This window comes from Nocardia jiangxiensis NBRC 101359 (genome assembly GCF_000308615.1).
Classification (GTDB): domain Bacteria; phylum Actinomycetota; class Actinomycetes; order Mycobacteriales; family Mycobacteriaceae; genus Nocardia; species Nocardia jiangxiensis.
In genome coordinates this window covers 85,325-103,602 of sequence record NZ_BAGB01000006.1, presented here as the reverse complement: position 1 = coordinate 103,602, position 18,278 = coordinate 85,325, and the positions used below count along the sequence as shown (strand labels likewise).

15 protein-coding genes and 4 pseudogenes are annotated in these 18,278 nt (G+C 65.5%); 6 read left to right on the top strand and 13 right to left on the bottom strand.

Annotated features, from left to right (window positions below):
• Nucleotides 1–12: 12 nt before the first annotated feature.
• The 6 genes from ON40_RS01940 to ON40_RS01915 form a co-directional block, all read right to left on the bottom strand.
• A complete protein-coding gene (locus ON40_RS01940) occupies nucleotides 13–1,257 on the bottom strand; it encodes a hypothetical protein (RefSeq protein ID WP_040817851.1) in 1,245 nt (414 codons plus the stop codon).
• Nucleotides 1,251–1,802 carry a hypothetical protein gene (locus ON40_RS01935; RefSeq protein WP_040817740.1) on the bottom strand — a complete coding sequence of 184 codons (552 nt, stop codon included), beginning with the start codon at nucleotides 1,800–1,802 and terminating at the stop codon, nucleotides 1,251–1,253. The genes ON40_RS01940 and ON40_RS01935 overlap by 7 nt, the downstream gene beginning before the upstream one ends.
• Before the next feature lie 52 nt (nucleotides 1,803–1,854).
• On the bottom strand, nucleotides 1,855–2,046 hold the full coding sequence (locus ON40_RS01930) for a ferredoxin (RefSeq protein ID WP_040817737.1): 192 nt from the start codon (nucleotides 2,044–2,046) through the stop codon (nucleotides 1,855–1,857).
• Nucleotides 2,046–2,852 carry an SDR family oxidoreductase gene (locus ON40_RS01925; RefSeq protein WP_040817735.1) on the bottom strand — a complete coding sequence of 269 codons (807 nt, stop codon included), beginning with the start codon at nucleotides 2,850–2,852 and terminating at the stop codon, nucleotides 2,046–2,048. The genes ON40_RS01930 and ON40_RS01925 overlap by 1 nt, the downstream gene beginning before the upstream one ends.
• A 46-nt stretch (nucleotides 2,853–2,898) precedes the next feature.
• On the bottom strand, nucleotides 2,899–4,104 hold the full coding sequence (locus ON40_RS01920; RefSeq protein ID WP_040817849.1) for a cytochrome P450: 1,206 nt from the start codon (nucleotides 4,102–4,104) through the stop codon (nucleotides 2,899–2,901).
• A 618-nt stretch (nucleotides 4,105–4,722) separates the two neighbouring features.
• Entirely contained in the window at nucleotides 4,723–5,121 is a 399-nt protein-coding gene (locus ON40_RS01915) for a hypothetical protein (RefSeq protein WP_040817733.1), read from the bottom strand.
• A gap of 329 nt (nucleotides 5,122–5,450) precedes the next feature.
• On the opposite strand from ON40_RS01915, the gene ON40_RS47805 reads away from it, so the two are divergent.
• Nucleotides 5,451–6,281, top strand: a complete 831-nt coding sequence (locus ON40_RS47805) for a hypothetical protein (protein WP_051192550.1) — start codon at nucleotides 5,451–5,453, stop codon at nucleotides 6,279–6,281.
• A 76-nt stretch (nucleotides 6,282–6,357) separates the two neighbouring features.
• On the top strand, nucleotides 6,358–6,912 hold the full coding sequence (locus ON40_RS01905) for a hypothetical protein (RefSeq protein ID WP_040817730.1): 555 nt from the start codon (nucleotides 6,358–6,360) through the stop codon (nucleotides 6,910–6,912).
• 54 nt (nucleotides 6,913–6,966) lie between these two features.
• On the opposite strand, the gene ON40_RS01900 is transcribed toward ON40_RS01905, so the two are convergent.
• From ON40_RS01900 to ON40_RS55910, 5 genes and pseudogenes are all read right to left on the bottom strand, one after another.
• Nucleotides 6,967–8,424: a zeta toxin family protein gene (locus ON40_RS01900; RefSeq protein WP_157186163.1), complete on the bottom strand. Its 1,458-nt coding sequence runs from the start codon at nucleotides 8,422–8,424 to the stop codon at nucleotides 6,967–6,969.
• A gap of 29 nt (nucleotides 8,425–8,453) precedes the next feature.
• On the bottom strand, nucleotides 8,454–9,467 hold the full coding sequence (locus ON40_RS47800) for a hypothetical protein (RefSeq protein WP_051192546.1): 1,014 nt from the start codon (nucleotides 9,465–9,467) through the stop codon (nucleotides 8,454–8,456).
• Nucleotides 9,468–9,546: 79 nt separating this feature from the next.
• Nucleotides 9,547–11,079, bottom strand: a pseudogene (locus tag ON40_RS54290) (zeta toxin family protein); the annotation flags it as partial.
• A 353-nt stretch (nucleotides 11,080–11,432) separates the two neighbouring features.
• Nucleotides 11,433–11,951 (bottom strand): hypothetical protein, encoded by a 519-nt coding sequence (locus tag ON40_RS54285; RefSeq protein WP_245567614.1) that lies wholly within the window; start codon nucleotides 11,949–11,951, stop codon nucleotides 11,433–11,435.
• Between the two features lie 97 nt (nucleotides 11,952–12,048).
• Nucleotides 12,049–12,429: pseudogene (locus tag ON40_RS55910) on the bottom strand (toxin glutamine deamidase domain-containing protein); the annotation flags it as partial.
• Between the two features lie 219 nt (nucleotides 12,430–12,648).
• On the opposite strand from ON40_RS55910, the gene ON40_RS54280 reads away from it, so the two are divergent.
• On the top strand, nucleotides 12,649–13,182 hold the full coding sequence (locus ON40_RS54280) for a hypothetical protein (protein ID WP_245567613.1): 534 nt from the start codon (nucleotides 12,649–12,651) through the stop codon (nucleotides 13,180–13,182).
• Between the two features lie 909 nt (nucleotides 13,183–14,091).
• On the opposite strand, the pseudogene ON40_RS55905 reads toward ON40_RS54280, so the two are convergent.
• Nucleotides 14,092–14,436: pseudogene (locus ON40_RS55905) on the bottom strand (ADP-ribosyltransferase); the annotation flags it as partial.
• Nucleotides 14,437–14,547: 111 nt separating this feature from the next.
• Between ON40_RS55905 and ON40_RS54275 the strand changes: the two are divergent.
• A complete protein-coding gene (locus ON40_RS54275) occupies nucleotides 14,548–14,745 on the top strand; it encodes a hypothetical protein (RefSeq protein WP_245567612.1) in 198 nt (65 codons plus the stop codon).
• A 309-nt stretch (nucleotides 14,746–15,054) separates the two neighbouring features.
• A complete protein-coding gene (locus ON40_RS54270) occupies nucleotides 15,055–15,711 on the top strand; it encodes a hypothetical protein (protein ID WP_245567611.1) in 657 nt (218 codons plus the stop codon).
• Nucleotides 15,712–16,023: 312 nt separating this feature from the next.
• On the opposite strand, the pseudogene ON40_RS56565 reads toward ON40_RS54270, so the two are convergent.
• Nucleotides 16,024–17,865, bottom strand: a pseudogene (locus ON40_RS56565) (DUF8616 domain-containing protein); the annotation flags it as partial.
• On the opposite strand from ON40_RS56565, the gene ON40_RS54265 reads away from it, so the two are divergent.
• Complete coding sequence (locus ON40_RS54265; protein ID WP_235746569.1) at nucleotides 17,810–17,977, top strand: hypothetical protein; 168 nt, start codon at nucleotides 17,810–17,812, stop codon at nucleotides 17,975–17,977. The pseudogene ON40_RS56565 and the gene ON40_RS54265 sit on opposite strands and share 56 nt — an antisense overlap.
• The last annotated feature ends 301 nt before the right edge of the window (nucleotides 17,978–18,278 follow it).

Here is an 18,278-nt window from a genome sequence, read left to right as displayed (position 1 = left end):
CCCGAAAGGGTCTCATACGACGGTGAGCGGCAGCGAACGCCGCTCGGTGAAGCCGAAGTCGGCGCCGGTGCTGAACCGGGTGATCGCCACTTCCGAAATTTCCTTGAAAGACGTTGCCGCAGGGGAGATCTCGAAGACGAACTCGTCGTCTCCTGCGGTCCGGACCCGGGTGTCGAAGTGCGCATTCACACCGCGCGCCATGGCGTTGATCGGCTCGAGATGCTCGGCGTCCACCAGCGCGGGCCAGCCGCCGTCGATGACGCCGGGGCAGTTCCGGCGCAGCCGCAACACCACCGCATCCTGCTCGACGCTGATGTCGATATCGGTGTAGGGCAAGGGATTCCAGGCCGGATGCAACCCCAGGATCTGCGCCAGCGCGGCCGCGTCCGTCCCCAGGCCCAGCGCCTTGCGCAACCGCTCGGAGGTCAGCCCGGCGATACCGGTGAACTGCTTGCGGGCGATCTCGGTCGCCTGCTCCGCGCTCGCGCGATCACGCAGCGCAATCAGGAAGCCCAGCGTCAGCAGGTGCTGTTGCAGGCAGACCTCATCGGCCATCCGCACCAGCGCGGATTTGGAGAAGTCACCGAAGGTGAGATCGCTCAGCAGCGGACCGGCGTAGTCGCCGTTCCCTTCGTCGGACGAATCCACCGGCGCGAGTTCGAGTTTCGCCGCGGCGGTGGCCTCGATCTCGGGAGTGTGCACCGGAATCTGCGGCGGCTCGTGCGAAGGATCGATGACAACGGTCCACGCGCACACCGGAACCCGATCCGCGGGCACCCGCGGCGGCCGGTGGATCGGGCGCACCTGTGCCTGCGGATTCGTGGCCAGCGCGGTGGCATCGAACGTCGGGTCCTCGATGGTGTGGCACATCGAGACCACGAAATCCTCACCCATCGGCTCGACGTCGGCCAGCGCGCCGCAGTGATCGAGCCAGAACTCACCGTGATTGTCGTCGGTGATCCGGAAGCGGAAGTCCATGAACTGCGGGGGCGCGCCGATATCCAGCTGCAACCCCTTGAAGATGGTCTCCACGCCGTTCCCGGGAATGTTCAGCGCCGCGCGCATGCGCCGGGTGTAGACCGGGCTGGCCAGCTGCCATTCCTCGATCGCCACCTCGGCCATACCCTCGCGACCGAACGCGCCGATCGAATGCGCCATGCCGGAGCGGTCGATGAGATGCCCGCACAGCAGCAGTTCCGGCAGCAGAATCGCGAGCTGTTCCCGGCTCAGCTCGGCGAACCGGCTCGCGCTCACCACAGCGGCACCGGGGACTCGCCGATCCGGTACCACCCGGGCAGCGGCTCATCGGACATCGATCGGGCGATCCGCTTCTGCATCCCCGGTGAGAGCGCGTCCGCGGACATCATCTCCACGAAAAGCGCTGCCACATTGCCGAAGTCGAAGAAATCGCGTTGCCAGGACCACTGGAAGTCGCCGCCGTAGCGGAACCAGCTGCCGCCGATCCCCTCCGGGCTGTAGTGGCTGCCGTCCGCGCGGGTGCGCTCGTTGATCTGTTTCCAGAATCCGATCACGCTGCCGGACCGCTCGTCCACGACGAACTCCTGGTAGGGGTAGGTCCACCCCTCCAGTCCCGCCATCTCCTGCCCGAGCGCCAGATCGCGGATCTCGTCTCGGCCCACCGCCATGAATTCCTGCTGCGGACCATAGTTCCAGCCGTACGTGGCCTCGGCGGTGTACATCTGCGCGAGGGGACGCCAATCCCCTTGCGCCTCACAGTTCTTGTTCTCCTGCACCCAGCGCTCGATCATCTGATCGAGTTCGTCGCGGGAATAGCCTGCCATCCGAAATTCCTTTTGTTCTCAGGGCTGTCGAGGGGCGCGAGGCCCGAAGGATCTAGTCGTCGACGATGGACAGTGCCTGGGTCGGGCAGTAGCGGACCGCGGCGCGCGCGGCCTCGAGATCCGCGCCGGGATCCTCGCGCAGAATCTGCACGGTGCCCGCCTTGGGCACCTCGAACAGCTCGGGGGCCTCGGCCTGGCAGACCGCATGCCCCTGGCACAGATCGGTATCCACAACGATGCGCATCACCGGCTCCCTTGTTCGCCATCGGATTTCGGCTCGGTCAGCGGGGCTTCGGGCTGCACCTCGACCAGCACCAGATGCGCTCCGCGCGGAGTGCCGACCACCGCGGTGACGGCCGCGGCCAGATCCGATGCCCGCAGGAAATACGGATGCCGGGCGAAGCCCCATTTCACCCAGTCCTCCAGCAGCGGCCCGACGACCTCGGGTTTCGCGTTCATGCCCATACCGGTCTGCGTCGCGCCGGGACGGACGATGGAGGCACGAACTCCGGTGCCCTCCAGTTCCTTTCGCAGCTGAACGGCCATCGCCTCGAGTCCGGTCTTGGCAGCGTTGTACGCGCCCACACCCGGACGCGGGACGTCCACACAGTCCGAGCCGATCACCACGAAATCACCGCGACGTCGCTCGATCATCTGCGGCAGAAGGTGATACGCGAACCGCTGCGCACCCTGCAGATGCACCTGCACCTGCAGGCCGAATTCGTCCGGGTTCATGTCCCAGACGTGCCCGAACTCCAGGTCGCCCGCGCCGTAGACGACGATTTCCGCAGGCCCCAAAGCCTTCTCGGCCTCGGCGATGAACTCCTCGACGGAGGCGTTGTCCGAGACGTCGAGCCGGTGGGCGAATGCCTCGCCGCCGTCGGCACGGATCTTCTCGGCCAGTTCCTGGCAGACCTCCACCCGGCGCGCACCCAGGGCCACCGGATGACCCTGTTCGGCCAGGGCCACGGCAGTGGCCGCGCCGATTCCCGAAGAGGCTCCGGCGATCAGCGCCGGACGGCGCTGCGGGTGTGGTTCGAATCTGGGCATCAGTGGCTCACCTCGTCGGCTGTAGCAGTGGTCGCATCATGGCGTGTCATCGAACCTGCACCGTCACAGGGAGTTTCGCGAAACCTCGGACGTTCGTGGAGTGCACGCGTTCGATGCCCGCGAGGTCCACCTCGTAGGCGCGGACCCGATCGGCGAACTCCCGCAACGCGATCGAAGCCTCCAGGCGCGCCAGATGCGCCCCGAGGCAGAAGTGCACGCCGCGCCCGAAGCTCAGCAGTCCGCCCTTGTCCGGGCGTTCGATGTCGTATATCTCCGGGTCGGCGAAGACGTTCTCGTCGCGGTTCGCCGAACCGACCAGCAGCAGTACCTTCGCCCCCTCGGGCACGGCGCCGCCGTGGAATTCCAGGTCGACCGCGGCGGTGCGGGCCAGGATCTGACTCGAGGTGTCGTACCGCAACGTCTCCTCGACCCAGTCCGGCACCAACTCGGTGTTCGCCGCGACCTTCGCGTACTGCCCGGGGTTGATCGCGGCCCAGAACAGGGCGTTGCCGAGCAGTTTGGTGGTGGTCTCGTTCCCGGCGATCACCATCAGGAACATGAACCCGAGGATCTCCTCGTCGGTCAGCCGGTCCCCGTCGGCCTCGGCGTCCAGCAGCGCCGAGGTCAGGTCGTCGGTGCGGGTGCGGCGGCGCTGGGCGATCATCTCGGCGTAGTAGCCGACCAGTTCGAAGGTCGCCTCGACCGCGGCGACCGGGACGTCCAGCACGCCGTCCTCACGGTGCACCACCAGATCCGCCAGTCGCCGGATCTCGGCGCGATCCGGTTCGGGTACGCCCATCAGCTCGGAGATCACGTCCATCGGCAGTTTGCCCGCGACCTGCTCGATCCAGTCGAAGCTGCCCGCCGCCAGCGCCGGTTCGAGGTGTTGCAACGTCAATTCCCGGATCCGGGTGTCCATCGCGGCGACCCGGCGCGGGGTGAACCCCTTGAACACCAGCTGCCGCAGCCGCAGATGCCGCGGATCGTCCAACGCCAGGAAGGACATCGTCTTGTGCGCGTGCGGCCCCCACGCGGCCGGATCCAGCGACACCCCGTTCGCACTCGACAACCGCGCGTTGTCCCGGAATCCCGCCCCGACGTCCGCGTGCTGCGACAACGCCCAGAACCCGAGTTCGGGATTGTGATAGAGCGGCGCCTCGGCCCGCAACCGCCGATACAGCGGGTACGGATCCTCGTGGCAGCCGTAGTCGTACGGGTCGAAGGTGAGCGGCTCCGCCGCAACGTCCGTCATCGCCATCACCTCCGATTCGAGAACGCGTTCAGTCCCCCGCGACAACCACCGGCCGCCTTGGGAGACACGTAGCTGGACATGTGTCTGGACCGTACCACCGGCAGGGCCCTTGAACAATGTCTCTTCGATTTTCCCAGGGTTCGGACGTTCGGGGCAGGGGTTCAGCCATTCAGCGGGAGTGTCGCCGGGAGCGGTCGGGCGTGGACGCCGCACCACGCATCCACCACCGGCCGGGGCGCGCCTATCAGGCGAATTGCAACAAGTTCACACACTGACAGGCCGACCGCAGCGGCCGCACACACTTGCCGGGCGCATCGGAGGTAGCACTCGGCAACACCCAGGCGCACAACACGATCGACCTGCCGGACACCGGGTGCGACAGCCACACGAGTGGCGTCAACACGCAACACAGTCGACGCCGAGCCGATCTACACCGTCCGGGTATGGAAGGGCGGCACCGCCGGCATCCGTGTAGCCCAGTTCACCGCTGTGTCATCGGCTCGACTGCGCACAATCAGCACAGTCCGCCTACGAGGCTTCGCCGAGGTATCCACACAGGCGCGAACTCCGGCCGGGAGACGCGGCAGCCCAACGGCGACACACCTGCGAACTGTCAGCTCAAAAGTATTGCAGCACAGCCGAATCGAACTCGTCGCTGTCGTCGACCTCCGTCGGAGGCGTGTACTTCCGCCCCCGCACGTGCCGCAGGAACTCCTCCGGGATATCCAGCCCGTAATTCGCCAGATAATGCACCGAATCGACCCGCCAGATCCACTCACCATCCGAGATCAGCGACGAGGCACTCATGATCCGCTCGGTCCCGCCGACCAGATCGGTCAGCACGTCCAACACATCGAAAACCCCAGGCGCAGAACGCATATAGGCGGCGATCTCCGCACGATCCTCGATCACACGATCGGTGAACGACTCGGCCAGCGAGGGCAACTCGTCGTGCCGCCCCTTGCGCCGATCGGCGTACATCTCCCGGTACATCCCGACCGTCTTCAGCTCTGTCATCGGTAGTGTCTCGCCCCCGGAGCGATCGTGCAGCGGATCATTGCCGTGATCACCTTATCGTGTGCGCTGTATGTGCCGACACAGGTGCGTGATGGCTCCGCCGACGGCCAGGACTCGCACCACCGCACACGGAGATGTGCGAGGATCGGACGGTGTTCTCCCGAAGGATCCGGGCAGGGAGGACGACAAGCGAGGGGGCTGGCGAATTCGGTGTCATCACCAACATCCCGCAACTGCCGGACCGGACCGCTGCGGACAGCACTTCGACTGGCGGACAACCGATATCGTGGTGAAGTAGTACAGCCGGACAAGGATGGGGAGGGCGCAGAATGACGGAACCGGTGCGGGGACGACCCTACTCGCGAGGGCAGACTCGGTACGGCACCCGGACCAGGAAACCGGTCATCTACCTGCCCGTGACTTGCGAAGGACGACTGGTCGGCTATTTGTGGGCGTCAGCCGCCGACGATGGTCTGTCAGCGGGGTTCCACCCCAAAATCGATGAGGAGATCTTCCGAGACGACATCAGCCGATTGATGGGCACCGGATTCTGGGCTGACCGGCTGCGGGAGTCTTTTCAGCAGGATTTGCTTCCTCGGGACGGAATTCGGCACTGGATCGGGGAATCCGAGCATTCTTCGTACGGCGGGGTCGCTGCCAACGCCCGAGAATCGACCGCCGATAGTTCGGCCGAACTGTGGAATCAACTCAACCCGACAGTACCGTTCGACCCCGACCCCAGCTACGAACCCCTGATCCAGGATGGCGAGTACCCGGACGGTTCGCGCGCACATCCACCCGAACCGGCTATGCCGATCTCTACCTATCCGGACGAAGCAGTCGGCGAACTCGTCTTTCTGACAGCCTCACTCCGCGGTTCCGTCATCGGGTATGTGTGGGCTGCGGCGGCGGACGATGCCGCCGGGTGGCTACCTCTGGCCGAGGCCGGGCCGGACGGTGTCGTCGCCGGTGGTCTGTGGCGGTCACGGCTGATGGGCGCATATTCGGAGGGCTTGACCCCTTTGGCCGCATTGCGCCGGATGCGTATTCTGCGCAATCCTGCGGAAGACACCTTCGGCCGGATCGAACCGGATGCGACCGAACAGCGCATCGCGAGCCTTCAGGACCTGCGGAATCGCTCGGGCTACCGCGGCCGGTGAGCACTTCGCACGATCCGAGGCCAATAACAATATCCAGCGGTAGGCAACACCGAGTGCTGATAGAGGATGTTCGACTGTGAGTAATGTTCCCCCGTTGGCGCGGACCAATGCCGAGGCCCGATTGTTCGTGGACCTCAAACAGTGCGCTCGATGCGGTAAACGCGGCGCGACATATCGCAGCTCGGTCATCAGGTCGGGCGGCTTGCTCATCGGCCGGTACCGCGGCACATGTGACCATTGCCAGAACCCCTTCGAGTACGACTTCCGATTGCCGGAGCAGCCTTTGCCGCCGCCGAGCGAGGGGGTTCTGTTCGGCGGTGCGGAACCGTCCGTACTTCTCGACCCCGCGATCTGGCTGCGATACTCCGACATCTGCAGCAGTCAGGTACCGATGGACAGCAGCGGATTGGATGAGCAGGCCCGCCGAACCGCCAGACATACGTTGGAGACGGCCGTGGCCGCGCTGGACGAAGTACTGAAATTCATTCCACCACAAGCTGATCGGGTGCCCGAGTCGGAATTCTGGTCGTCCGGAGGACGGATGATCTACCAGGAGGAGCCCGGACGGTTCGACAGATTCCGGCTCGAAGCTGTCCGGGAAGCGTATGCGGATTCACTGGCGAACTGGTGATCAGCCAGACCGACGAAAATGGCGCAGACGTATCAGGCTCACTCGAACGCGGCGCTATCCGGCCTCGGTGACCAGCGCCCGCCACTGCCCGTGGCGGCAGTGGAACCGCAGCGTGGCGTGCAGGGTGCTCAATTCCGAGGGCACGGCCATCACCTGTACCTCGACCCGGTATCCCCAGTCGCGCAGTGTGGCCGCGAATTCCTCGGTGTCCCGGTCCGAGGTGAGTTCGAGCAGAATGTCCGCTCGTGCCAGTGCCACGTGCTCGGCCGCCAGCGCGGTCCAGCCCAGCGCATCCCACATGACGACATCGCCTGCCCGCGGATCGTCGGCGAGGGTCAGATCCCAGCTGCGGGGGTGGTAGGCGAACAGCAACTCGGGGTCGATCACCACGGCGCCCGGCCGCGCGACGTGCAGGTCGCGGATCGTGGTGGTCTTTCCCGACCCGGGTGGGCCGGTGACGATGATCGCCGTCGGATCGGTTGCGGCGGTGAGATTTCCGTACAGCTCGGGAACGATCTTGTGGGTGAACACCCACTGGTGATCGCCGCGGGCGAGCCGGAACCGATCGGGGTCTTCGCGCGGCAGGACGGCGGACGTGGCACCGAGGGCGGCGAGTTGCTCCCCGTGGGTGTGGATCGCGTCGGTGATCGCACTCCGGTCCGCCGGATCGAGATTTCGCATGGCGGACAGGTAATCCCGCCGGAGCCCGACCGTGGCCTCGGGTGTGCGGAGATCGGCGGGACCGCCGTGTTCGGCGATCCACTCCGCCGCCGAGGACGCGGCCATCAGGCTGCCCAGAATATCCACGGCCGCTTCGTAATACAGGACCGGATCGTAGGGGCCGCGCGACTCGGAAGGCGCGGGCGAGGTCGTGCGGGGCTGTTGTGATCGGGTGATCAGATCTGCGACAGCATCGGTGTAACGCGCGATCGCGGCGAGCGTCGCAGCGCCGCCTTCCCAGGTCTTGTTGCGCTGCAACAGATACTGCTGCAGTCGCAGCGCACGGGCCTGCGTGGCCGGCCAATCGGCGAGCACCTCGGACACCTGGTCCACCCACAGGTCGACCGGTATCGGCTGCCGGAACGGTTCGGGCACCAGCGGTGGTCGCAGTTCCTGCGGAAACTGTTCCGGGTCGGCCAGATACATGCCGATCCCGCTGTCGACGGGCGCGATCACCGGCACACCCTGCATCACTGCTTCCAGGCCCAGCAACCCGAATTTACCGGTCTGGCCGGGCATGACGAGGAGGTCCGCGGCCTCGAGGTCCGCGATGAAGGTCGCCCTGTCGTCCTCGACGGCCGGGAGCACTGTCACCTCGCGGTGAGCCAAGGTCGACAGTGTCTGCCGCACCGGCGCAGTCACGCTGGGATCGACCCCGCGCACGGTGAGGGCGACGTCGAAGCCGCGTTCGTTGAGGCCCCGCACGATACGAGCGGCCTCGGTGGCACCGCCGCGGGAATCCTCAGCCTGCGCGAAGGCGATGATCATCAAGGGCGGAACGGACGACGACAAGACAACTCCTGATTCGGTGGAGAACAGCGTCAGCTAAGCACGGTCTGGGACAACAGATTCTGCGCAAGCTCCTCGGCGACCATGGCCAGCGGAATCCCCTCGCGACCGGGCCCGAACGCCGCTCCGGGGCGCAAGCGGCAGGACAGCTCGGTGAGCAGTGCGACACAGGCCATTGCCCGCGGCTCACCGAAATCGATGTTGTAGTCATCGTCCCGGCGTTCGCGGACATCACGGTCCCCGGCGAGACTGCGCCGGGAATGTTCGGCTTCCTCGAGGAGAGTGGTCGGCGGTTCCTTCCCGATGGCCGCCGATTCCAGTGCCCACAGCAGGTGGTGGGACGGGTCGCCCGGGACGCGATCGGGCCGCACCTCCAACTCGGGTATCGGGCCGCGAACCGCCTGATGCAGGACGACGAGCGCGTCGCCCCGATCGCGAGAATCGCCCGAGTGCGCCTGCAGCACAGCCGAGGCCGCCTCTCGCAGCTGCCGGGCGATGACGACCGGATCGACCTCGGTAGGCAACGGCATCGGACTTCTCTTCGCCCAATCCATTTCGGTATAACCGGACTGAGAGTCGTACAGCCAGGCGGCGATGTCACGTGCGGCGATCGCAAGATTTTTCCCGGCGTCACCGATACCGAACGCCTCGCCCGCCGCCAGGCGACTCGCCAACTCCTTCAGCAGATCAGCGATGATTATGCCGCGCATGGAGGTGATGACCACGGGGTCCCGGACTTGGCTTTTCGCTTCGAGCATTGCGCGGATATCGAGGGCTCGCTGTTCGAGCGGGATGGGCCTGCCCCGAGTGCCGAGGTAGTCGATCGCCCCGAGGCTGTGCAGAGCCGGGTCCAGAACCGGCTCGGCACGATGGCCCGTAGCAGGGGGCAAACCGGACAGTGCCCGGTCGAGATCGGCCAGGACCGCGGTCCGCGCTTCCCCGCTCGAATCGGGCACAGCGAGGACATCGAGGGCACTGATCGCGGCATTCCGCAACCAGCGATCGGCCCCGTCGTCGCCCGCGGGCTCGCCCTCGTAGCTGTTCACGCAACACTCCTCGAAAATCCGACGGTTGTCCGGGCCAGGATGGCGGCCGCTGTCAATCCTGCCCCACAACGAATACCGGTCATGTGCTCGGTTCGCGATGATCGCTCGGGATACCGGCCTCCGGATGCTCGCGCGGCGGGACCATCCCGGTGGCGTCCACGAGCGCGGCTCCTGCGGATTCCCATGTGTATTGTCGGTCGCGCAGAGTCTGCTGGAGGTCCAATGCCCGATCCCAGGCAGCGTCCTGATCCGACAACTGATGTGCCAGAGCATCGACCCAGCGGTCGACCGGAACAGGGTCCTCGTACCCCTGTTCGACCAGCATTCCGGCGGTGAGGTTGCTCGGAAACAGGTCGGGGTCGCCGAAGAATCGACCGGCGCCACTGGTACTCGGCACGACGATCGGCACCCCGGCTCCTGCGGCTTCCGTGGCGACGAGCCCGAATCCCTCGGCACGAGAAGGCATCAACACCACATTGGCATCGCGCATATCGGCGAGGATTTCATCGCGCTCGAGCGTATAGGGCCGCACGTCCACGTCACGGCCCGCCGCTTCCCGAAGCGAACGCAGTTGCGCTCGCATCTGGTCTACCGGCACTCCACGCACGATCAGATCGACGTCGATTCCCTGCTCGTTGAGCTTCTTGACCATCTCCGCGGCCTGCATCGCCCCCTTGACCGGGTCGTCGGCCCGGCCGAACACCAGCATCCGCTTCGTCTGCCGATCCGCGGGCGGACGGACCTGGTCGAAGAACTCGATGCCGGGGATCATCTGATGCACCACCGGCGAGGTACCCGTCATCGCGGCCAGCCGCCCGGCCTCTCGGGCCTCGGTTTCACGGAGTTCCTGGCCGAGCATCGTCAGGGTCGCCGATTCTTCGGGCCGAAGCTCTGCCAGCTGCGCGATCCGGCGACGTACGTCCGCCAATTGCTCCTGATAACGGCGCTTTTCGTCGGCGGTCCACGGACGGTCGCGTTCGTGCGCCATTTCTTCCGCGGCGCGCGGCACATGTGCCCATTGCCCGTCCGGACCACGACGGTTCTCGAACAGCACGCCGCTGCGGCTGCGGACCGTCAGGGCTTCGATGCGGACCGGCGGATCGGCCGACTCCAGATGGCCCACCATCTCCTGCGACCCGGTGAACGATGCCTCGTGCAGTCGGGGCGGCGTGTAGCGGTGTACGCCGTGATCGATCCGCTCGTCGAGGTATCGGCCGATGGTCGACAGCCGACTCTGCGGTTCGGCAACCGCCATCACCTCGGCGCGCGCGGTGTAGCCGTTGTCGGCGAACTCCCGCATGATGCCCGCTTCCTTCGCGGGATCACCCATCGCCAGTTCGAGGATCACATGCTGTCGGTTGGCGATGGCATGCTCCCGCGCCATGCGGAACCAGCGCCCGGAATCCCGCACGAGGTGCCGGATCGCGTCGGGGTCGCGTTGCGCCATCAACTCCTCGTAGCGCGGATGGAATCGGAAGAAATCGTCACCGGACAGGTGCAGGACACTGCCGCGATCGGCGAACGAATCCTTGATCTCCGCGATCATGGTGGATTTTCCGGCACCCATCTGGCCGCCCACCACCACCAATTCCGGTTTCTCGGAAGACGGCACCGACGCCGCGTCCGACAGCAGGCCGGGGATGATCTCCTCGTGGAATATCCGGTCGAGTTCCTCCGGCTCGACGGCTGCGACCGGGCTGTCCCGCTCGCCGGTCTGGTCCCGAGGCTCGTCCGGCGTTCCGTCCGACTCGCGCACCCGCGCGGGGGCGCCTTGCTCCGGCGCCTCATGCGGCGGGGGTTCACGATCAGGGCCATCCGCGCGTCGCGCCGGTGACGGGTCGCGCGGTGATTCGGGTTCCGGGGCGCGGGAAGTCTCCCGGTGATCGGCCTGCGGTGCCTCATCGGTCGGAGTTTCGAATCGCTCCGCACGTCCCGGTTCGCCGGACTCGGATCGGTACGGGTGCTCTACTCCTCCCAGGTCAGCCGCTCCGGCCAGCTCCCGTCCTGCCTGCTCTGCCACTCCGCCCGGGCCACCGCGCTCCCCGCTCTCTGCCCGTACCCCCGACGCCGCAGTGTCTGCTTGTCGATCGTTATCTCGTACTCCTCGCTCCCCTCCGGCGGATTCGCCTGGGACAGGGCTTGGACTCGGTATCCGATCGTCTCCGGAGTTTCCTGGGTGCGTTGGATACTCAACCGCCACAGGGGTGGATAGATCTGGCCCCCGGCGGGGTGCCGGCCCGTCGCCTTGGCCTCCCGGAAGTCGTCCGCGATCATCGTCGTGCTCCAGCTCGGGTACTCGATCACCACCCCGGTTTCCGCGTCGATCACCAGATTCGTCCCGCCCGGGTTGATCTCCTCCGGACTCTGTTCCGGCAGGACCAGCCATCCGATCTCCCCGATCGGATACGGCTGAAACCTCCTGTCGGGGTTGAAGATCTGAGCCAGGTACACCTCGACCTGTTCCCGAGTGCGGCATTCCGCCATATGTTTCTCCTGGGTGTGAAGGGATCGGTGTGTACCACAGACCTGTTGACCCGTACGCCATACTTTGCGGCGGGTGATCCGACATGGTCCCTGCCTGCGGATCCCACCACACCGGTCCGCCGGCGTCGTGGGGATAGACGATCACCGTGGCGTGCAGACCGCCTCGACGTGGTGTGCCGTCCGGGTTGTACAGCGGTTCACCGGTATTCGCGTCACGGGCCTGCCACTCGTTGACCACCAGCGCCGAAGATCCCGGGCCCATTCGGTCGACCAGATTGTGCAGGTGACCGAACTGATTCGGGATCGGATGGCCTCCGCCGATCGTGTGCAGACCGTCACCGAGCCACTGCGCGGCACGTTCCGGACCACCGCGCTCGCCGCTTCGAATGTCCACCCCGCCAGGTATCGGATCCGGCCATCGAGGTGCACTGACCTGGGGATTTCCATAGAACGCCGACAGCGCCGACAGCGAGCAGTCCGTGCAGTTGTTGGCCCGACCCGGAATCTCGAGACCGCCGTCGTTGATCAACTTTCCGTATGCGTTGGTCCGCGGATCAGCGCCCACGAGGAATCGATTGCCGTCACGCAACGCGTCCTCTACCGCAGCCTGATATTCGGGCCGCTCCACCTCGTCCAACCGTCGTACCCCGACCGCACGACTCTCGGACGGGTTGTCGAATCGTGTCGGTGTATTGGCATGCGCGACATCGTTGCTCAGCTGCCGGATCTCGTGCGGGTTCAGCCCCGGATGATTCGGATCCGGCGGCAACAGCCCGAGGTGGTCGCGCAACTGCCGGGTGATCGCATCGACGGGCATGTCCGGACGCCACTGCCCGGGGCCCTCACCGACGTTGATGTGCAGATTCGCCTCGGCCGGATCCGAGGTGTGCACGAGATCGACGAACATCCGATCACCGGACAGCAGCCGATGTTCGTGATTGAAACCGAAATCCGTTGCCTTCTGGGCATTCTCCCACAGGTGGTTCAGCCACTGTGGATGGATGTTCGGATCCGCGGTCACGTGAACCTTGATCCGCGCGACCGCGACCGGGCCGCCCTGCGTATTCGCATACCGTCGAATGTCGAACGCGGGCTTGGCATTAGGCTCGGACTTCGTGGTGACCGGCACCACCCGATTCGCGTCGGGCCGATGCGGCCGAAGCCAATCACGCCACCGGCGCGCGTGCTGCGCGCGGCGAACATCATCCTGCGACGGACCGCGCGGGGGTAGCTCATCGCGGCGCATGGACCTCGGATCACGCTGCGCGCCTCGCGGATCCCGCTCCGGTCCATTGTTCGGTGCCCGCTGCTCGGGGGTTTGCCGATCGGCAGGCTCCTCGCGGTCGGTGCGAGGACGCTCCTGCGTCGGAGGATGCTCCCGATCCGGCTGCCGAGGTTGCGGCCGATTCGATTCGGGCGCTTGCGGACGCTCACGCTGTTGCGGTACCGGAACTGAGGACTGTTCGGGCCGAGGGGACTGCCGAGCAACGTGGTCCTGCAACGCATTACGCGGCACCTCAGGCGTTCGCGGAACCTGCCGATCCGGTGGTACCGCCATACCGTGATCGGATGTGCGGCGTCCATCGACGGGGCGCGGCGTCTCCTGGTGATCCGGTTTTCGCGGGGCGGGCGCGGGAGACTCTCGGCTCGGCGGCGTCGACGTCCGTTGCGGCTCGAGGGGTGAGGACTCGCGTGGACGCGAAGAATTCTGCTGCCCAGCGCGATCCGGCTCCACCGGATCGCGTGGATTGTTCGCTGTCCGGGGATCCCGCTCCGGCTGGGGCCGCTGCATGGAAGATTCGTCCGGTGTCGGTTCCGGTGTACTCGTCGGTTCTGTCGGTGAACCGACTCGAGGCTCTTCGGGTTCCGAAGTGTGCGGTGGCGATGCATGTACCGCATCGGGCAGTGTGAGAGACCCGTGCAAACCGCCGCTTTCCACGCTGGTCGGCGGAACTTCGGATGCGTTCGAACTCTCGGTCCGCAGAGTCTTGTCGGAGACCGCCTCGGTTGTGCCGTCATATCGAGGTGACGCTCCGCTCCCGCCGATTTCGGCTCGAGGGCCGGGCTCGAGTGCGAAATCGGATGGGACGATCTTTCCTTTGAGAATATATGTCAACCCGGATTCGGCTGGAGCATCGACGATATCGGTTATCACATATTTCAGGCCACGCTCACACAGAAATTCGTTCTCGCCACCAAGTTTCAACTCGTCACCGCTGTTGTTCTTGTTGCCGATCCACAAGCCTTTGGTACCGGCCGGCGCCTCGAGTTCGAGTTGATATTTTCCGAAACCGGACCGATCACTCAAAGCTGTGGACATCGCACCGGGCTCGGATTGAACCTGATTCCTCAGCTTCCAAATGTCACCCGCACCCAACGGCGTACCATGGTCATCGACAACAAGATGTTCCACGCTCTTCAGCCCGCGAACTACCACCATTGATTCCGAAATGGGATTGTCCACGGCCGAATCCAGGTTTCTGATGTAGTCGGCTACCACATCTACAGTCGGGTCGACTCCCCCCAGAGTGTCACGTATATAGCGTCCCCTCCCAGCGTTTTCCGCCATCTCCTCGAGTCGAGTTTCCGACTGCCAGTGACCGATAACGTGCTCGACAGCGGCTCGCACATCCGGATGCAGATCAGGACGTTCGGCCAACTCCTTGACCGTTTCGCGGGTCGGTTCCGGGCCATCAACGTGGTTCATTATCGCGTCGAAAGCTTTACGGTCGGCTACCAGCCGATCGAGCATCCCACCCGGATCAGGGCTTCGCAGAACATCGTTGATCCATGATCCCTCGACATATCGGCGCACCGCTTCGATTCGATCCGGCGACAACGAATCCCTGACATGCCCCAGGTTCTGCTCACCATATTCCGCACCATCATGCGGAGATTCGAAACGACGTGGCGTTTCATCCGTTTTCGAGGAATGCCGCGCCACCTCGGCATTCCGATCAGCGCGCTCGTCCAGCTCTGATCGCGCACGGGGTTCTCCGGAATGCTCTCCGACCACATCTAGGCCAGCGGGGATTCGGTCGAGCTGACGTTCCAGCCGAGGCGCCATCCGTGCATCTGTTTCGTTCAGCAGACGCCATCGCGCTTGCGAATTGCCCGGGTCGCGCATACCGAGCCCATCGAGCAGGTCGGCCAGATCTCGACGAAGTCCAGGCAGTTCGTGCGCTCGCTGCGGGTCGAGCTCAGCACGCTCGATATGCGCCGTCACAACCTTTACCTCGGCCAACTGCCCGCCGAGGCGAGGCGTCAGACCTTCGGCGTGATCGAGGGACGGCTCCGCCGAGACTTTCGGGTCCTGCAGGAGTTTGATCTCCGCGACTTCATGAGCCAGTGCTCGAACAATGTCCTCATCACGGGCGCGCGGCGAAATATGGACGTCGTATGTCTTCCCATCCTCCCGTACATGGAATTCCGCGACCGCACCACCGTCTATCGGCCGGACATCGAAGTGCACTTCGACGGGGTCCAGCCCCGGGCGCCCTATCAAGGCAGATTTGTCTCGTGCAAACCACCCGACATCATCGGGTATGACCAACGACGAATTCTCGTTGAGGGCTCGTATGACCTCGGCCCGAGTGAGGTCCGGTTGATGCGCAGGTCGGCCATCACCATGAAAGTTGCCGAGACTGCCGGTATCACCACGAGACCTGTCCGTAGTCGGCTCATGCTGCGGCTCAACAGCTTCCGATCGTCCGGAAACAACCGCGCCGGATTGCGTCTCCCGCGACTCGATACCGGGTAGATCCAGACCTCGCAGTCCATTCGCGTGCGTCCCCGCCTCCGGCCGATCCGGTTGATCGGGTAGACCGGTCAGGCTGGATTCGCGCGTACCGGCATCCTCGTCTCCCCCCATGAAATCCCAGCCGGGCGGATCATCGTAGGCGGACCTGCGGTTGTCGGAGGTGTGCGGCTGCTCGTCCGGCAACTGACCCGCGGGGTCGAGCGGATTCTCCCGGCCGGGATGTGCCTCGTCCGAATTCGGATGGAAGGTGCGGAATTCGCCGTCGCCGCGAACCGCCGCGGGAGAGTTGGGCTTTCGCGCGGTACCGACCGCATCCGACGGGGCGCGCACCGGTACGCCGAGGCGATCCGCCACGTGCTGCGCCCAGCCCATATCGTTACCGCTGAAGCAGGACAGCAGCCGAACCGGCGTGCCTGGTTCGTAATTCGGATTTCCGAGAATCGCATCGACGATCTGTTCCGGATGAACCTCCGGGCCCAGGCTGGGAATCGGCGCGCCCTCGGGGCTCCCGTGCACGATGACGTCGTGTTCACCCTCGTTGAGGGTGTTCTCTCGCACCCGATGGGTACGGGGATCGTCACCGATGGATGTGCTGTCGGGCCGGTAGACGACTCCCTGACCGTTCTCCAGGTAATTGTCGAACTCGGTAACCGGCGGCACATCATCCGCAGAGCCTTCCGAGGAACCCAGCGTGTCCGTCGGTAGCGACTCGTCAGCTTCGGCCGAATCACCTGTGTGGGAGAGGTTTTCGGCGTTCTCGGCCGGTTGATCGGCGGGCGATCGGGGTGCCTCGGACTCGTCCTGCCGAGGGGAGCGTTCAGCCGGCGAAACCGATGAATCCTGCGGATCCGAGTGAATCGACTCCCGAGTGGGTTCAGTGCGATCCGACATATTCCGGTCGGGTGTCGGCTCGGAGCGCTGGTCACGCTGGGGCCGGTCCGCTGCTTCGGCGGAACGCGGGGTCGAATCGCGGGTGGGCGTCCGGGAATTGCCGGGTGTCGGCGGACGGTCCGATTGCTGCGTGGAATCCCGTTGTTGCCGAGACGATTCGGTCGGGTTCTTCCGATCGGCCGTGGGTCCGGTCGGCTTGTCCGGACGTCGAGCCTCTCGTGACGGTTCGGGATGGGTGTCGGACGTGTCGGAGGTTCGACGGCCGGAGTCCTCGGTGACGGGGCGGGGTTCTCGGACTTGCGCGTCGCGCGCGCTCGTCGTGGTGCGGTCGCTCGGTTCCGCGTTGCGCGGCGTGCTGTCGCTCGAATCGCGGGAGCTGGATGACGCCGAGTTTCGATCGGTCGTATCGGATCGCTCGGACGCGCGTGATGTCTCGGTCGCGGACGAATTCGCTGTCGTGCTGCGATCATTCTGCGGCGCAGCGGTTTCCGGTCGCTGTGTGCTGTCTGGACGTTGCGGTGTATCCGGTCGCTGCGGGCTGTCCGGACGTTGCGGTGTATCCGCAGCCGGGCGGGCGGGGGTCGCCGGTGCCGAACGGTCCGCCGGGGACACCACGTCACGGTTGGACGGGGTGGCCGGGGCCTGGCTACCCGCTGATGCGGGCGTTGCGGCGCGATCTGTGTTGGGTGCTGTCGTTCCCTGCGCCGCAGGGTTCTGCGTACTCGCTCGATCGGATACGGCCGGTCCCGCGGTGTTGGATGCGGACTGAGTCTCGGGTGCCGCAGTCGGCCGGGCGTCCTGTGTGGAGTTCGCCCCTGCCGAATCTTGCTGGACGGGCGTCGAACTCGCATTTTCGACACCGGAAGACGGTGCGACGCTCGCGTTGTCCGGAGCGGCGACCGATGCCGGCTTGCTGCTCGTATCGGCATCACTCGCCGACGAGTCACTCGCGGTTGTGGTTTGCGTTGCGCTGTCGGAGTGTTCGGCACTCGGCGTGGTCGCGGTGTCGTGCGATTCGACCTGCGGTGTGGTGTGCGAGGTCTCGGTCACATGTGGGGTCGTAGGCGCGCCGCCCTCCCCGGGCTTCACTCTGCCGAGTCCGCCCCCGGCCCCGTCGAGCACCCCCTGATCGAGCTTTCCCCCGGTCGCCACGGTCGACACCGCATTGCCCAAGACGTTCCCCGGGGCAGCCGCCACACCTCGCGCGATGACCGCCTTGGCGGAATTCGAGCCGAGATCGACGTTCTTCGCGACCTTCGCCATGCCCAGATTGGAGGGATGGCTGACAACCCCACCCACAGTCCCCGCAATCGCCCCTGCCCCGGCGGCCTGCAACGAACTGTTCCAGTTGACGTTCTCCCCCTCGGCGGCCTGAACAACGTTGGCCGCCAAGTCCGTCGCACCACCCAGCGCTGCCCCGGTCACCCCCTGTGCCAATGTGCTGACTGCGAACTTCGCCGCAGCACCCTCCCCGAGCTCCTGCGCCCCCTTCTCCGTCGTCTTGAGAGCGACTTTCGAGGCGACCTTCGTCGCGATCTTCAATCCGGTCCGCTCGGCCAGAGCCGTTGCGCCCTTGATCGCGATCTTATCGATCAGCTCCTGCCCGAGCTTGCGGATCGCCACCTTCACCGCCGCCGAGGCCACCGCGTCGACGGCCTCGCCGATCCCGGGAATGA

Coding starts and splice junctions, on each gene's coding strand:
- ON40_RS01935 (WP_040817740.1), bottom strand. CDS start 1,802: ATGGCAGGCTATTCCCGCGACGAACTCGATCAGATGATCGAGCGCTGG.
- ON40_RS01930 (WP_040817737.1), bottom strand. CDS start 2,046: ATGCGCATCGTTGTGGATACCGATCTGTGCCAGGGGCATGCGGTCTGC.
- ON40_RS01925 (WP_040817735.1), bottom strand. CDS start 2,852: ATGCCCAGATTCGAACCACACCCGCAGCGCCGTCCGGCGCTGATCGCC.
- ON40_RS01920 (WP_040817849.1), bottom strand. CDS start 4,104: ATGACGGACGTTGCGGCGGAGCCGCTCACCTTCGACCCGTACGACTAC.
- ON40_RS01915 (WP_040817733.1), bottom strand. CDS start 5,121: ATGACAGAGCTGAAGACGGTCGGGATGTACCGGGAGATGTACGCCGAT.
- ON40_RS47805 (WP_051192550.1), top strand. CDS start 5,451: ATGACGGAACCGGTGCGGGGACGACCCTACTCGCGAGGGCAGACTCGG.
- ON40_RS54285 (WP_245567614.1), bottom strand. CDS start 11,951: ATGGCGGAATGCCGCACTCGGGAACAGGTCGAGGTGTACCTGGCTCAG.
- ON40_RS54280 (WP_245567613.1), top strand. CDS start 12,649: ATGCGCGACATCGTTGCTCAGCTGCCGGATCTCGTGCGGGTTCAGCCC.
- ON40_RS54265 (WP_235746569.1), top strand. CDS start 17,810: ATGACCGCCTTGGCGGAATTCGAGCCGAGATCGACGTTCTTCGCGACC.